This window comes from Acidimicrobiales bacterium, from assembly GCA_036273495.1.
In the GTDB taxonomy this organism is placed as follows: domain Bacteria; phylum Actinomycetota; class Acidimicrobiia; order Acidimicrobiales; family JAJPHE01; genus DASSEU01.
This window is the reverse complement of sequence record DASUHN010000259.1, coordinates 1-13,600: the sequence shown is the minus strand read 5'-3', so window position 1 is coordinate 13,600 and position 13,600 is coordinate 1. Positions and strand designations below refer to the sequence as shown.

Sequence of the window (13,600 nt, the reverse complement as noted above, 5' to 3'; positions counted from 1 at the left end):
CCGGCGCACCACCTCGACGCCCTCGGCGGTGTCGAGGTCGACGGCCACGCTGCGCTTGTTGCGGTTGGCCGACAGGAACGTGGGGCTCTCCCCGCCCCACTCGGGCGGGGTCCACTGGCGGGTGTCGTCCCCCCGGCCGGGTTGTTCGACCTTGACCACGTCGGCGCCGAGGTCCCCGAGGATCATCGTGCAGAACGGCCCGGCCAGGTTGCGGGTCAGGTCCAGCACCCGGACGCCCTGCAGGGTCGAGGACGGCCCCGTCAACGGATGGGGCCGGTCACGGCAGCGGGCCGTTGGCCGGTCGGCCGGTGTAGGCCCAGAAGGCCCGGGCGGTGTCGGCGATCACCGTCACGCATCCGTCGAAGTCGAGGCTGGTGCTGTCCAGCATCAGCTGGTACAGCTCGAAGTCGCGCCAGTCCCGCCCGTACATGCGCCGGATGTACAGGGAACGGACCCGGTCGGTGTCGGCCAGGCGCTTGCGGGCGGCGCCCTCGTCGAGGCCCTCGATCATCATCCCCCGGCGCACCCGGGCCTCCTCCGGGCCGTCCAGGCGCACGTGGAACGCCGACTCGACGATCAGCGTGCTGCCCCATCCGAGGATCACCCCGTCCGAGCGGGAGAACGTCCCGACCTGATGCTCCACCTGCTCCTTCAGCACCTCGTCGCGCGTGACACCCGGGACTCCGGACACTCCGCCGGTCAGCGGATCGGGCACCGCCGCGAAGCGGGAGAGCATCCTGGTGATCAGGCCCTCGGTCCGCTCCTCGTCGTCGGCCGACTCGGCGGCGGTCGAAGAGGCGGCGGCGGGCAACGCCCGGTCGAGGAACGGGAATCCCAGCCGCTCCGCCACGGCCGGGGCGATGACACTGCCGCCCGCGCCGTAGCTCGCGGAGATCGTGACCACGCGCGCTGAGCCCAGGATCCGAACTGTACCGGCACCCGCCCGCCAGCGGCCGCCGGTCGGGTGCTCAGCGCCAGCGACCGCCCGCCCGGGCCATGGCGTCCGAGAGGCGCAGCGGGCCCAGCCGGTGGGCCACCCACCCGAGCTTGGACTCCCAGCCCACCGGGACCAGGGGCCGGTCGCGCTCGACCGCCCCGACGATGGCCCGGGCCACCTGGTCGGGGCTGTGGCCGCGGCGGAACAGCCTCTCGGTCCGCTCGACCCGGTCCGGCGAGGCGTTCGGCCCGAGGAAGCGCGTCCGGCTGATGATGGCGGTGTTGATGACCCCGGGGCAGATGACCGAGACGCCCACGTTGGTGGCCTGCCAGTCGGCGCGCAGGCACCTGGACAGCGCGATCACTCCCGCCTTCGTCGTCACGTAGGCCGACTCCGTGGCCGTCGGGGTGTAGCCCAGCCCGGAGGCCACGTTGACGACGTGGCCCGTCCGCCGCTCGACCATCGCCGGCCCGAAGGCGCGACAGCCGTTGATGACCCCCATCAGATTGATCCCGATGATCCAGTCCCAGTCCGCCGGCGCCGTATCGAGGAACGGACCGGAGGCGCCGACCCCGGCGTTGTTCACGAGGATGTCGACGGTGCCGTGCTCCCGACTCACCCGATCCGCCAGTGCGGCGAAGGCCGGGCCGTCGGCCACGTCCAACTGGTAGGCCGCCGCCCCACCGCCGCACTGCTCGGCGCTCTCCTTGGCCGCCACGTCGTCGATGTCGGCGATCAGGACGCGTGCGCCCCGCCGGGACAGCTCGAGCGCCGTCGCCCGCCCGATGCCGCTTCCTGCCCCGGTCACCAGCGCCAGCGCCCCTCCGACCGCAACCCTCGACCGCCCCATGTCCCGTCCCCTCCCGGCCGTCCGGTTTTCAACAATTCTACAAATTACGTCAACCCGTCAATTGCCGGTGAACCGGGGCGGGCGCTTCTCCACGAACGCCCGGGCCGCCTCCCGGTGGTCGGCGGTGAGGCCGCTGCGCACGTGGTGGGTCACCTCCAGGTCCATGCAGTCCCCGAGCTCGCCGTTCACGGCCCGGTTGAGGTTCTCCTTCATGTAGCGGTGGGCCACCGCGGGCCCATGGGCCAGCCGGCCGGCGATCTCCATGGTCCGGGCCTCGAGCTCGTCCGGCTCGACCACCCAGTTGACCAGCCCGAGCCGGAGGGCCTCCTCGGCCCCGACCCGCTCGGACAGGAAGTACAGCTCCTTGGCCCTGGCCAGCCCGACCAGGCGGCTGAGGAACCAGGTCCCGCCGTAGTCCCCGGCAAAGCCGACGTTGGCGAAGGCGGTGGTCATGAAGGCGGTGCGGGCGGCGATGCGCAGATCGCAGGCGAGCGCCAGCGACAGACCGGCCCCGGCCGCCGGGCCGGGCAGGGACGCCAGGGTCGGCTTGGGCAGGGAGAACAGCCGTCCCGACGTGGCCCGCTGGTTGAGGCGCTGGGAGTGGATGGCGCGGTCGTAGTCCCCGCCCAACCCTCCCCCGCCGGCCCCCCGGTCACCCGAGCCGGCCGACTCCCCCTGGGCGGCAAAGCCCTTGACGTCCCCCCCGGCCGAGAAGGCCCCACCGGCGCCGGTGAGCACCACCGCCCCTACGCCGGAATCGGCATCCATCTCCTCCAGCAGGCGCGCCAGTCCCGCCACCATCGCCCCGGAGAAGGCGTTGCGCCGTTCGGGGCGGTTGAGGGTGATGACCCCGACCCGGTCCTCGACGTGGGCGCGGACGTCCTCCGTGCCCGTGTCCAACTCCCTGCGTTCCCCCACCTGCCCACCTCCTGTTGCCCGGCCGCCGCGCACGAAAGAAGATGACTTTATGGATCCCCGCCCCCACCTGGCGCGCCGGGCGGCGGACATCTCACCATTCCGGGTCGTCGAGATGATGGAGCAGGCGTGGCGGGTCGAGGCCTCGGGCCGCTCGGTCATCCATCTCGTCGCCGGCGAGCCCGACTTCGGCACGCCCGCTCCCGTGGTCCAGGCGGCGGCGCGGGCCATGGCCGGGGGCCATCTCCACTACACGCCGGCGCTGGGCGTCCCCGAGCTGCGCGACGCCCTGGCCGCCTACTACGCCGAGCGGCTCGGAGTGGAGGTCCCCCGCGGGCGGATCGTGGTGACGACCGGGGCGTCGGCCGCCCTCCTCCTCGCCTTCGGCGCCACCGTCGACCCGGGCGGCGAGGTCCTCGTCACCGATCCCGGCTACCCGTGCAACGCCAACCTGGTGAGGCTGTACGGCGGGATCCCTGTCGGCGTGCCCGTCGACGCCGGCACCGGCTACCAGCCCGGGCCCGGGACGCTCGACGCGGCGCGCACCGGCGCCACCACCGGAGTGCTGGTCGGCACGCCGGCCAACCCCACCGGCGCGGTGATGCCCGCCGCCGACCTGGCGGCGGTGATCGGGTGGGCGGCGGCCACCGGCCTCACGTGCTACGTCGACGAGGTGTACGGCGAGCTGGTGTACGACCGGGCCCCGTCCACCGCGGCGTCCGTGAGCGACGACGTGTTCGTGATCGGCAGCTTCTCCAAGACCTTCGGCATGACGGGCTGGCGGCTGGGGTGGTTGGTCTGCCCGGACTGGGCCCTCGACGCCGTGAGGCGGCTGGCCCAGAACATGTACATCTCCCCCCCGGCCCCGGCCCAGGCGGCCGGCCTCGCCGCTTTGCAGCCCGAGGTGTGGGACGAGGTCGCCCACCGGGTCGAGATCCTCCGCCGGCGCCGGGACGTCATCGTCGCCGGGCTCCGCGCCCTGGGGTTCGACGTCCCCCGGGTGCCCGAGGGCGCCTTCTACGCCTACGCCGGCTGCGGCGCCCTGTGCGAGGACAGCTCCGAGCTGGTCGACCGCCTCCTGCACGACGCCGGCGTGGCGGTGGCGCCTGGGAACGACTTCGGTGCCCACCGCGCCGCCGGGCACGTCCGCTTCTCGTACGCCGCCTCGATGGAGCAGATCGAGGAGGCCCTCGAGCGGATGGCCCGCCTGGTCGTCCGCCTGCAGGGACCGGTCGTGGTGTCGGGGCGGGACTGTTCCCGGGGCCGCCGGCGTTGGACGGACCGATGAGCCGGACGGTGGAGACGGCCCCGGCCCCGATCGAGTCGGAGCCGGCCGACGACCAGCACGCGCCCACCAGGCGGACGTGGTTCCGGCGCGGCCTGGCGCTGGTCCTCCTGGGCGTGGCCGCCTACGAGGCGTACCAGCGCCACGGGGAGATCGCCCAGGCCGCCCACCTGGTCACCCACCTCCGGCCCGGGTGGCTGGTTCTGGCGATCCTGGTCCAGGCGGCGTCGATGGTGGTCTTCGCCCGCCTGCAGAGGTGGCTGCTGCGGGCCGGAGGAGTCGAGATCGGGCTCGGGGAGATGACCGAGATCACCCTGGCCGGCAACGCCCTCGGGACCTCGCTCCCCGGGGGGGCGGCGTGGGCGGCCACGTGGGCCTTCGGGCAGCTGCGCCGCCGGGGCGCCGACCGGGTCCTGGCCGGGTGGGTGATCCTCGTGGCCGGGGCGCTGTCGTCGTTCGCCCTGTTCGTCCTGGTGGCGGCGGGCGCCTTCATCGCCGGATCCACGGGGCCGGTGGCCGGGCTGCGCTGGCTGGCCGCCGTCCTGGCCGCCATCCCGGTGGTGGCGGGCGCCGGGCTGCTGGCGTCGAGGCGCTCCCCTGCCGTCCGCCGCGCCCTGGCCCGCTCCTGGGCCGTCCTGAACCGGCGGGTCCCGCTCACCGACCGCGTCGGGCGCGTGATCTCCCACGTCGTCGAGCGGCTGGAGACGGTCCGGCCCGGGGCCCTCGGGTGGGTCGAGGCCTTCGGCCTGGCCCTGACCAACTGGCTCTACGACGCCGCCTGTCTGCTGGCGTGCCTGGAGGCCCTCCACGTCCGGGTGCCGTGGCGGGGGCTCCTGGTCATCTACCCCCTGACCCAGATCTCGGCCAGCCTCCCCATAACCCCCGGCGGCCTGGGGGTGGTCGAGGGCAGCATGTCCGCCCTCCTGGTCGCCTACGGGGTACCGATGGACCAGGCCCTGGCCACCGTCCTGCTCTACCGGATCGTCAGCTTCTGGGGGCTGGTGCCGGTGGGCTGGAGCGTGTGGCTGTGGCTGGAGGCGTCCTCCCGCCACGGCCGGCGGACCCACCATCCCTGGAGCATCCACCTCCACGCCCGCGGCGACCGCCCGACCCGGGCCCTCGGCCCGGAGCGGCTGCTGCACACCGAGCCGTGTGACGGGTGCCCGGAGGGGGCCGACACCGGGCGGCGCCGGAGACGGGCCGCGTAACGCGCATTATCCTGCCCCGACGCTGACCGGGAGGCGGCCGGTCCGGCGTGGGGAGGGGGAACGATGAGCCTGGATCTGGACCTGGGGCCGGGCGCCCGGCGGTTCCGAGACGAGCTGCGCGGCTGGCTGGAGGCCAACGCGCCGGACGAGCTGGTCGGCGTCGACGTCGAGCGGGCGTCCTACGGGAACGTGCCGGGCCTCAAGGAGTGGACCGACAAGCTGGCCGAGGCCGGCTACATGTGCGTCTCCTGGCCCGAGGAGTACGGCGGCCGGGGTCTGTCGGGGATCGAGGTGGCGGTGATGAACGAGGAGTTCGGCCGCCTGCGCGTCCCGCGGGTGACGCGCGGGATGGGTGAGTGGCTGGTCGGCCCCTCGATCATCGTGTGGGGCTCCGACGAGCAGAAGGCGCACTTCCTGCCGCGCATCATCGACGGCACCGATCGCTACTGCCAGGGCTTCTCCGAGCCCGACGCCGGCTCCGACCTGGCCTCGCTCAAGACACGCGGCATCGTCGACGGGGACGAGGTGCTGATCACCGGCCAGAAGGTGTGGACCTCCGGTTCCCAGGCCGCCAACATGATGTTCTGCCTGTGCCGGACGGACCCGGACGCGCCGAAGCACAAGGGCATCTCGTACGTGCTGACGCCGATGTACCGTCCGGACGGGTCGTCCAACGGCTTCGAGCTGCGCCCCATCCGGCAGATCACCGGCCAGGCCCACTTCACCGAGACGTTCATCCACGAGGCCCGGGCCCCGGTCTTCAACGTCATCGGCGGGTTGCACAACGGGTGGCGGGTGACCATGACCACGCTCGGCAACGAGCGGGGCGGCCAGGCCACCACCCAGCACGTGCAACACACCAAGCAGTTCTGGGACGCCGTCGACCTCATGCGCAAGCAGGGGCGGGAGTGCGACCCAATCGTGCGCCAGGAGCTGGCCTGGGCCTTCACCCATTGCGAGATCATGCGCTACCAGGGCCTGCGGCTCCTCTCCGAGGTCGTGGCCCGCAAGGAGCCGGGCCCGGCCGCATCCATCAACAAGATGTTCTGGTCGGAGTACTCGCAGCGCTTCTCCAACTCGGTCATGACCTTCCGCGGCCCCGAGTCCATGGTCATGCCCGACCAGGACGCCGGCTCGTACCAGCCCGACCGGTGGCAGTCGTACTTCCTGCAGAACCGGTCGCACACCATCTGGGGCGGGACCGCCCAGGTGCAGCGCAACATCGTCGGGGAGCGGGTGCTCGGCCTGCCCAAGGAGCCGGCGTGAGCACCACGGACACCGTCGACGAGGAGGCCGAGGCCCGCCGCAAGGAGCTGGCCGCCAAGGGCATGACGCTGGCGTGGTGGGCGGCCACCGAGCCCGACGCCCCGGCCGTGATCTCGACGGCGGGGCGGCGGACCTTCCGCGAGCTCAACCAGCGGGCCAACCGGCTGGCCCGGGCCCTGCGGGCGCGGGGCCTCGGCGCCGGGGACGCGGTGGCGTTGATCTGCTCCAACCGGCCCGAGTTCGCAGAGGTGGTCTACGCCACCCAGCGCACGGGCATGCGGCTCACCCCGATCAACTGGCACCTGACGGGCGGGGAGGCCGCCTACATCGCCGCCGACTGCGGGGCCAAGGCGCTGGTGGCGTCGGCCGACCTGGCCGAGGTGGCGGAAGGGGCGGGGCGGGGTGCCGCGGGCTGCGACCCGCTTCTGGTCGTCGGGGGGGAGATCGCGGGCTTCGAGTCCTACGAGGACGCCCTCGAGCGCCAGTCGGGCGAGGACATCGACGACCCGGTGCCGGGCGGCACCATGCTGTACACGTCGGGCACGACGGGCCGGCCCAAGGGGGTGCACCGGAGCCAGTCACCGGTGAGCGCCTCTGCATCGGTCAACCTCGGCGGCTACCACGCGGGCACGGGCCAGCTCCACCTCTGCACCGGACCGCTGTACCACGCCGCCCCGCTGGCGTTCTCACTGGCCGCCCCTCTCGCCTTCGGAGTGGGCACGGTGCTGATGGATCACTGGGACGCCGAGGAGGCGCTGCGGCTGACAGCCGAGCACCGCATCACCCACACCCACATGGTCCCGACCATGTTCCACCGCCTGATCTCGCTGCCCGAAGAGGTCAAGGCCCGCTACGACCTCTCCTCGCTGAACTACGTCCTGCACGGTGCGGCCCCGTGCCCGGTGCCGGTGAAGCGCAAGCTCATCGAGTGGCTGGGGCCGATCGTCTGGGAGTACTACGCCGCCACCGAGGGAACCGGCAGCTTCGTCGACTCAGCCACGTGGTTGGCCCACCCCGGGACGGTCGGCAAGCCCTTCGACCCGGCCCAGGTGCTCATCGGGGACGAGGGCGGGAAGCCCCTGGCCGCCGGAGAGGTCGGCCTCGTCTACCTGAAGGCGCCGGCGGTGGGGCGCTTCGAGTACTTCAACGATCCCGACAAGACACGCAACACGTACCGGGGCGACGGCGCCTACTTCACCCTGGGTGATGTCGGTTACCTCGACGACGAGGGCTACCTCTACCTGACCGACCGCACCGCCAATCTGATCATCTCCGGGGGAGTGAACATCTACCCCGCCGAGGTGGACGCCGTGCTGCTCGAGCACCCGGCGGTGGCCGACGCCGCCACCATCGGCGTGCCCGACCCGGAGTGGGGGGAGCAGGTGAAGGCGGTGGTCGAGCTGCAGCCGGGGGTCGACCCCGGTCCCGCCCTCGCCACCGAGCTGATCGAGCACTGCCGGGCACGACTGGCGCACTACAAGGGCCCGCGCACCGTCGATTTCGTCGACGAGCTGCCCCGGCAGGACAACGGAAAGATCTACAAGCGGCTGCTGCGGGACCGCTACCGCGCCACGCAATAGGAGATCGGGGGGAGCGCCATGAGCGGCATATGCGAGGGACGGATCGTGATCGTCACCGGGGCGGGCCGGGGCATCGGACGGGGCCACGCCCTGGAGTTCGCCCGGCAGGGGGCCAAGGTCGTGGTCAACGACCTGGGAGCCGAGGTCGACGGCACCGGCAGCTCGACCGGTCCGGCCGGCGAGGTGGTCGAGGAGATCCGGGGCATGGGCGGCGAGGCTGTGGCCAACGGGGACGACGTCTCGGACTGGGAGGGCGCCCAGCGGCTGATCAACACCGCGGTGGAGAGCTTCGGAGGCCTCGACGTGCTGGTCAACAACGCCGGGATCCTGCGCGACCGCATGCTCGTCAACATGACCGCCGAGGAGTGGGACGCGGTGATGAAGGTGCACCTGCGCGGCACCTTCGCCCCCGCCCGGTGGGCGGCCACCTACTGGCGGGAGCGGGCCAAGGAGGGTCACACCAACGACGCCCGGATCATCAACACCAGCTCGTCGTCGGGCATCTACGGCAACCCGGGCCAGACCAACTACGGGGCGGCCAAGGCCGGCATCGCCTCGTTCACGATCATCGCCGCCATGGAGCTGGCCCGTTACGGAGTGACGGTCAACGCCATCGCCCCGGGCGCCCTGACCCGCATGACCGAGGGGCTCGGCGCCCCCCGGGCGGAAGCCAAGCCGGAGGAGTTCGACGCCAGGGCACCCGAGAACGTCGCTCCGCTGGTCGTGTGGCTGGCCAGTCCGGAGGCGGCCTCGATCACCGGCCGGGTGTTCAACGTGGCGGGCGGGCGGATCTCGGTGGCCGAGGGCTGGAACACCGGGCCCGGCGTCGACAAGGGGGACCGGTGGGCCGCCGCCGAGCTGGGCAAGGTCGTCCCCGACCTGGTAGCCAAGGCCCAGCCGAACGAGGCGGAGCTGCGCCGGCGCGAGCGCCAGGAGGCCAGGAGATGAGTGTCGATCGGTTCCCCGTCGAGGCCGGACACATCATGTTGTTCGCCCGGAGCGTGGGGGATCCCAATCCCGTGTACCACGACGAGGCGCACGCCCGTAAGACCGAGGTCGGGGGCATCATCGCCCCGCCGACCTTCGTACAGGCCTCGGCCCAGTATGACCCCGACTACCCGTTGCGCCCGAAGATCGGCCAGCCCTGGTTCGGCTCGGGCCGGGAGGCCACCGGCGCCGCCCCGCGATCGGGCGGCGGTGGCTCGGGAGGTGGAGGAGGTGGGGGCTCGGGCCTGCACGCCGAGCAGCACTACGTGTACCACCGGCCCCTGCGGGCCGGGGACGTGCTCACGGCCGAGACCAAGCCGGGGAAGTCGTGGGAGAAGGAGGGACGCCGGGCCGGCAAGCTCATCTTCGGGGAGTCGGTGACCGAGTACCGCGACCAGAACGGGGAGCTCGTCGTCACCGCCACGGGGGTGGGCGTGCGGACCGAGCGTCCGGTGGGGTCCTGAGATGGCCCTGCGCGCCGCAGATCTCACCCCCGGCCAGACCCACGAGGTCGTGGTCGTCGACAACCTCTCCCGCACCCAGATCGTGCAGTACGCCGGCGCGTCGGGGGACTACAACCCGCTGCACAGCGACGAGGTGTTCGCCACCAAGGTGGCTGGATACCCGAGCGTCTTCGCCCACGGGATGCTGACGATGGGGATGACGGGGCGGATGCTCACCGACTTCGTGGGTGACGGACGGCTGACCCGCTTCGGTGGCCGGTTCACCTCCCAGGTGTGGCCGGGGGACACGCTCACCGCCCGGGCCACGGTGCAGGAGGTGCGTGAGGAGGGCGGCCGGAAGCTGGTGGAGCTCGGCGTGAGCACCGTCAACCAGGACGGCGCCGAGGTGTTCTCGGGCTACGCCACCGCCCAGGTCGACTAGGACGGCCGCCGGCGGGGCTGGGGCCCCGCCTGCCTGATTCGTCGGGCAGAGGGGAGCCGGGGTGTAGGGGACCCGGCGGGTTCTGTGTCAGCCGCCGAAGGGCTGGTTGGCCACGGCGCCGACCGCGCAGTGGCCGACCGCACCTGAGCCGTCGTAGAGGTTGCACGTCGCCACCGAGATGCCGTCGGCGCTGGTGCGCCCCGCCACCTCGAGGCCGACCCACTCCCCCACCGGCATCCGGCCCAGGTAGACGGTGAGGTCGGCGTTGATGAAGTGCAGGCCGGCCTCCCCCGAGTTGGAGAAGGGGTTGGCCAGGTCGGAGGCGGCCACGGCGCGCACGAACGGGCTCGTCTCCTCACCCTCGACCAGGGGGCGGACCTCGCGTATCCACAGCCGCTTCTGGGCTACGGCCGTGAAGCCACCCTCGCTCACGATGCGCACGTCGAGGAAGCCGCCCTGATCGGGATCGGCCGCCATCGGAGCCAGGCTGTCAGGCGTTGGTACCGACCACGGCTCCGGTCCCCACACCCCACCAGCGGGCTGGGCCCCCGCCCTGAGCAGCAGCGCCGAGGCGCGGGCGACCTCGTGGCCGGCGCAGTGGATCACGACCTCGGCCGCCCGGACCCGGCGTCCGGCCCGCACCACCTCGGTGGCCACCTCGACCGGCTCCATCGGCGCCGCCCGGAACAGGTCGACGGTCAGGCGCACCGGCCTCATCCCCGAGGCGCCGGCGTCGTGCTCCACCGCCCGGGCTGCCAGCGCCGCCAGCAGCCGGCCGTGGAGCATGTGCTCACCCCACGGGCTGTGGGCCGAGGGATCGGGGACCAGGGCCCCGCCCGCTCCCGACCGGAAGAACCCGGTCACCCGCCGGTCAGGAGCGCTTGCGGAGGCGGGGACGCAGAGCGAACCACCACACGCCCGCCATCGTCGCCACCGCCCCGAGGAGGGCAAACGGCTTCTTGCCTACGCGACCCGCCACCCGGGCCACCCTATTCGGCCAGCGACGGGGCCGGAGACGCCCCGAACGGGCCGGCGGCGACCTCGGGAGCGGTGGCGGGACGGCGCACACCCGGGAGGGTGGCCGCCACCGCGGCGGCGATCAGGGCCACGACCGCGCCGATCAGGTACACCCGGTCGAACCCCGAGGTCAGGGCGTGGGGGACGGCGGCCCGGGCCGTCCGGCCGGTAGTGGCAAGCACGTCCCGGGTGCGGTCGGTGGCCACCGTGGCCAGCGCGGCCAGCCCGATCGATCCTCCCACCTGCCGGGACGTGTTCAGCAGCCCCGAGGCCAGGCCCGCCTCGGTGTAATGGACGCCGGAGGTGGCGGCGGTGGCGAGGGCGGGGAACGACAGCCCAACGCCGAAGGTGAGCACGATCCCGGCGCCGAACACGCCCGCCCAGTAGCCGCTGTCCGCCTGCAGCTGCGACAGCCACAGGAACCCGCCCGCCGCCATGACCACACCGGCCACCAGCGGGGGCCGCACGCCGAAGCTGTTCACGAGCCGCGAGCTCACCTGGGCCCCGAGGATGATCCCGACGGCCATCGGGATGAACGCCAGGCCGGCCTTGAGCGGGCTGTAGCCGTGCACGTTCTGCAGGTAGAGGCTGAGGAAGTACCACATCGAGAAGAACACCACGCCGGTGAGCAGCATGACGATGTTGGCCGTCGACAGGGCGCGCAGCCGGAACAACCGGAGGGGCATCAGGGGAGCCCGGACCCGGGTCTGCAGGTAGACGAAGGACACCAGCAGCACCACCGCCACCGCCAGGAGGGAGATCGTGCGCGCCGAGGTCCACGGCGTGGTGGTCGTGTTCACGATGGCGTAGACCAGGACGGCCAGTCCGCCGGTGACCGTGATGGCCCCGGCCACGTCCAGACTGCGCTCGGCGCCCTCCCGGCGGCTCTCGCCCAGGTAGAGCAGGGCGGCGGCGGCCGCGACCAGTCCGATCGGGACGTTCACGAACAGCACCCATCGCCAGGACAGGTAGTTGGTCAGGAGCCCGCCGAGGAGGGCGCCGGTCGCGCCGCCGGCCCCGGCCACCGAGCTCCACATCCCGAGGGCCCGGTTCCGGTCCCTTCCCTCGGTGAACGTGGTCATGATGATCGTGAGAGTGGCCGGGGACAGCACCGCTCCCCCCAGACCCTGGGCGGCCCGGGCGGCGGTCAGGAGACCGGAGCTGTGGGCCAGTCCCCCGACCAGGCTGGCGCCGGTGAACAGACCGAGACCGAGGAGGAAGATCTTGCGGCGCCCGAACAGGTCGGCGGCCCGGCCCCCGAGGAGCAGGAACCCGGCGAAGGTCAGCACGTAGGCGTTGACCACCCACTGCAGACCGGCGGCGGAGTAGTGCAGGTCGTTGCGGATCGAGGGCAGGGCCACGTTCACGATCGACACGTCCAGGACCACCATGAACTGGGCCAGGCAGGCCAGGGCCAGGATCATGCCGGCCGGCACGTCCTCGGTGCGGGGTCGGAGGCGGGAAGCTGTCACGGGGAGTCCTCCGGACGAGTGAGGAGGGGCAGGCGCTGACAACCGGTGGGCAACATGACGGGCGGGGACCCTATTCCACGCCCCCCGAGCGCCTGGTCATCCGGGCTGCCGACCTGGGCGGTCCCCGCCCGGTCGACATCGAGATGGCCGGGGGCATGATCGGCGCCGTCCACGAGACCGGCGGAGCGCCGGCCGGGGCGGCCCTCGACGCCGGCGGGGCAGCGGTGCTCCCGGGCCTCCACGACCACCACGTCCACCTCCGGGCCCTGGCCGCCACCCTCCGGTCGGTCAGCGTCGGCCCGCCCGATGTCCTCGACACCGCCGGCTTCCGAGCGGCGCTGCGGCGGGGCCGGGACCGGACCTCCGAAGCCGGGCGGTCGTGGGTGCGCGCCGTCGGTTACCACGAGTCGGTGGCCGGGCGCCTCGACCGGCAGGCCTTGGATGCCGCCGTCGACGACCTGCCGGTGCGGGTCCAGGACCGCTCGGGGGCGTTGTGGACCGTCAACTCCCGGGCGGTCGCGACCCTCGGGCTGGACGCGGTGGAGGCGCCCGGCGTCGAGCGCGACGCCGCCGGGCGCCCCACCGGGCGCCTGTTCCGGATGGACGGGTGGCTCCGGGGGCGGACCGGGGAGCCGGCCGAGGACGACCCGGGCGCCGAGCTGGCCCAAGTGAGCCGGGACGCCGCCGCCCGGGGGATCACCGGGTTCACCGACGCCACGCCCGGCGTGGGCCCCGCCGAGCTCGGGTACTGGAGCTGGGCGGTCACGGCCGGCGCACTCCTCCAGCGCCTCACGGTGCTGTGGTCTCTGGACCCCGCCCTGGGCCCGCCCCCGCCCGGGGTCGAGGCCGGCCCGGTGAAGGTCCTCCTCGACGACGTCTCCCTGCCCGTCCCGGAGGAGCTGGCCGGCACGATCTCCCGCGCCCACGCCCAGGGGCGCCCGGTGGCAGTCCACTGCGTGACGCGGGCCCAAACCGTGGTGACGATGGCTGCCTTCGCTGGCGCCGGGTCCGTTCCTGGCGACCGGCTCGAGCACGGGTCGCTGATCCCGGCCGAGCTGGTGCCCGACCTGGCCGCGGCCGGGATCACGGTGGTGACCAACCCATCGCTCGTGCACAACCGGGGGGACCGCTATCTGGAGGACGTGGAACGGGCCGATCGGGACGACCTCTACCGATGCGCCTCGCTAATCGGGGCGGG

14 protein-coding genes are annotated in these 13,600 nt (G+C 73.0%); 8 read left to right on the top strand and 6 right to left on the bottom strand.

Translation table 11 applies throughout. From position 1 onward, the window contains the following. From VFW24_11315 to VFW24_11300, 4 genes are all read right to left on the bottom strand, one after another. A partial coding sequence (locus VFW24_11315) for a CoA transferase (GenBank protein HEX5267353.1) occupies positions 1–264 on the bottom strand: 264 nt, incomplete at its 3' end. Between the two features lie 13 nt (positions 265–277). Continuing rightward, entirely contained in the window at positions 278–904 is a 627-nt protein-coding gene (locus VFW24_11310) for a cytidylate kinase-like family protein (GenBank protein HEX5267352.1), read from the bottom strand. 64 nt (positions 905–968) lie between these two features. Further along, on the bottom strand, positions 969–1,787 hold the full coding sequence (locus tag VFW24_11305) for an SDR family NAD(P)-dependent oxidoreductase (GenBank protein HEX5267351.1): 819 nt from the start codon (positions 1,785–1,787) through the stop codon (positions 969–971). Positions 1,788–1,844: 57 nt separating this feature from the next. After that, positions 1,845–2,705 carry an enoyl-CoA hydratase gene (locus VFW24_11300; protein HEX5267350.1) on the bottom strand — a complete coding sequence of 287 codons (861 nt, stop codon included), beginning with the start codon at positions 2,703–2,705 and terminating at the stop codon, positions 1,845–1,847. A gap of 49 nt (positions 2,706–2,754) precedes the next feature. Here VFW24_11300 and VFW24_11295 point away from each other — a divergent pair, with 49 nt between their 5' ends. From VFW24_11295 to VFW24_11265, 7 genes are all read left to right on the top strand, one after another. Next, positions 2,755–3,990, top strand: a complete 1,236-nt coding sequence (locus VFW24_11295) for an aminotransferase class I/II-fold pyridoxal phosphate-dependent enzyme (GenBank protein HEX5267349.1) — start codon at positions 2,755–2,757, stop codon at positions 3,988–3,990. 8 nt (positions 3,991–3,998) lie between these two features. Further along, positions 3,999–5,195, top strand: a complete 1,197-nt coding sequence (locus VFW24_11290; GenBank protein ID HEX5267348.1) for a lysylphosphatidylglycerol synthase transmembrane domain-containing protein — start codon at positions 3,999–4,001, stop codon at positions 5,193–5,195. 63 nt (positions 5,196–5,258) lie between these two features. Further along, the gene (locus VFW24_11285) at positions 5,259–6,461 is read left to right on the top strand and encodes an acyl-CoA dehydrogenase family protein (GenBank protein HEX5267347.1); all 1,203 of its coding nucleotides are present in this window, start codon (positions 5,259–5,261) and stop codon (positions 6,459–6,461) included. After that, complete coding sequence (locus tag VFW24_11280) at positions 6,458–8,041, top strand: AMP-binding protein (protein HEX5267346.1); 1,584 nt, start codon at positions 6,458–6,460, stop codon at positions 8,039–8,041. The genes VFW24_11285 and VFW24_11280 overlap by 4 nt, the downstream gene beginning before the upstream one ends. A gap of 18 nt (positions 8,042–8,059) precedes the next feature. Beyond that, positions 8,060–8,989 (top strand): SDR family oxidoreductase, encoded by a 930-nt coding sequence (locus VFW24_11275; protein HEX5267345.1) that lies wholly within the window; start codon positions 8,060–8,062, stop codon positions 8,987–8,989. After that, the gene (locus VFW24_11270; protein ID HEX5267344.1) at positions 8,986–9,492 is read left to right on the top strand and encodes a MaoC family dehydratase N-terminal domain-containing protein; all 507 of its coding nucleotides are present in this window, start codon (positions 8,986–8,988) and stop codon (positions 9,490–9,492) included. The genes VFW24_11275 and VFW24_11270 overlap by 4 nt, the downstream gene beginning before the upstream one ends. 1 nt (position 9,493) lies before the next feature. Further along, positions 9,494–9,913 (top strand): MaoC/PaaZ C-terminal domain-containing protein, encoded by a 420-nt coding sequence (locus VFW24_11265; GenBank protein HEX5267343.1) that lies wholly within the window; start codon positions 9,494–9,496, stop codon positions 9,911–9,913. Positions 9,914–10,000: 87 nt separating this feature from the next. Here VFW24_11265 and VFW24_11260 read toward each other — a convergent pair whose 3' ends face one another. Together VFW24_11260 and VFW24_11255 are read right to left on the bottom strand one after the other, a co-directional pair. After that, positions 10,001–10,777: a thioesterase family protein gene (locus VFW24_11260; GenBank protein ID HEX5267342.1), complete on the bottom strand. Its 777-nt coding sequence runs from the start codon at positions 10,775–10,777 to the stop codon at positions 10,001–10,003. 125 nt (positions 10,778–10,902) lie between these two features. Continuing rightward, positions 10,903–12,402 (bottom strand): MFS transporter, encoded by a 1,500-nt coding sequence (locus VFW24_11255; protein ID HEX5267341.1) that lies wholly within the window; start codon positions 12,400–12,402, stop codon positions 10,903–10,905. A 155-nt stretch (positions 12,403–12,557) separates the two neighbouring features. Here VFW24_11255 and VFW24_11250 point away from each other — a divergent pair. After that, positions 12,558–13,600 (top strand): amidohydrolase family protein (locus VFW24_11250; protein HEX5267340.1); only part of this gene is annotated, 1,043 nt, incomplete at its 3' end.

Excerpts from the sequence above, each read along its gene's own strand:
- VFW24_11305 (HEX5267351.1), bottom strand. The coding sequence starts at position 1,787 with ATGGGGCGGTCGAGGGTTGCGGTCGGAGGGGCGCTGGCGCTGGTGACC.
- VFW24_11295 (HEX5267349.1), top strand. The coding sequence starts at position 2,755 with ATGGATCCCCGCCCCCACCTGGCGCGCCGGGCGGCGGACATCTCACCA.
- VFW24_11285 (HEX5267347.1), top strand. The coding sequence starts at position 5,259 with ATGAGCCTGGATCTGGACCTGGGGCCGGGCGCCCGGCGGTTCCGAGAC.
- VFW24_11275 (HEX5267345.1), top strand. The coding sequence starts at position 8,060 with ATGAGCGGCATATGCGAGGGACGGATCGTGATCGTCACCGGGGCGGGC.
- VFW24_11270 (HEX5267344.1), top strand. The coding sequence starts at position 8,986 with ATGAGTGTCGATCGGTTCCCCGTCGAGGCCGGACACATCATGTTGTTC.
- VFW24_11265 (HEX5267343.1), top strand. The coding sequence starts at position 9,494 with ATGGCCCTGCGCGCCGCAGATCTCACCCCCGGCCAGACCCACGAGGTC.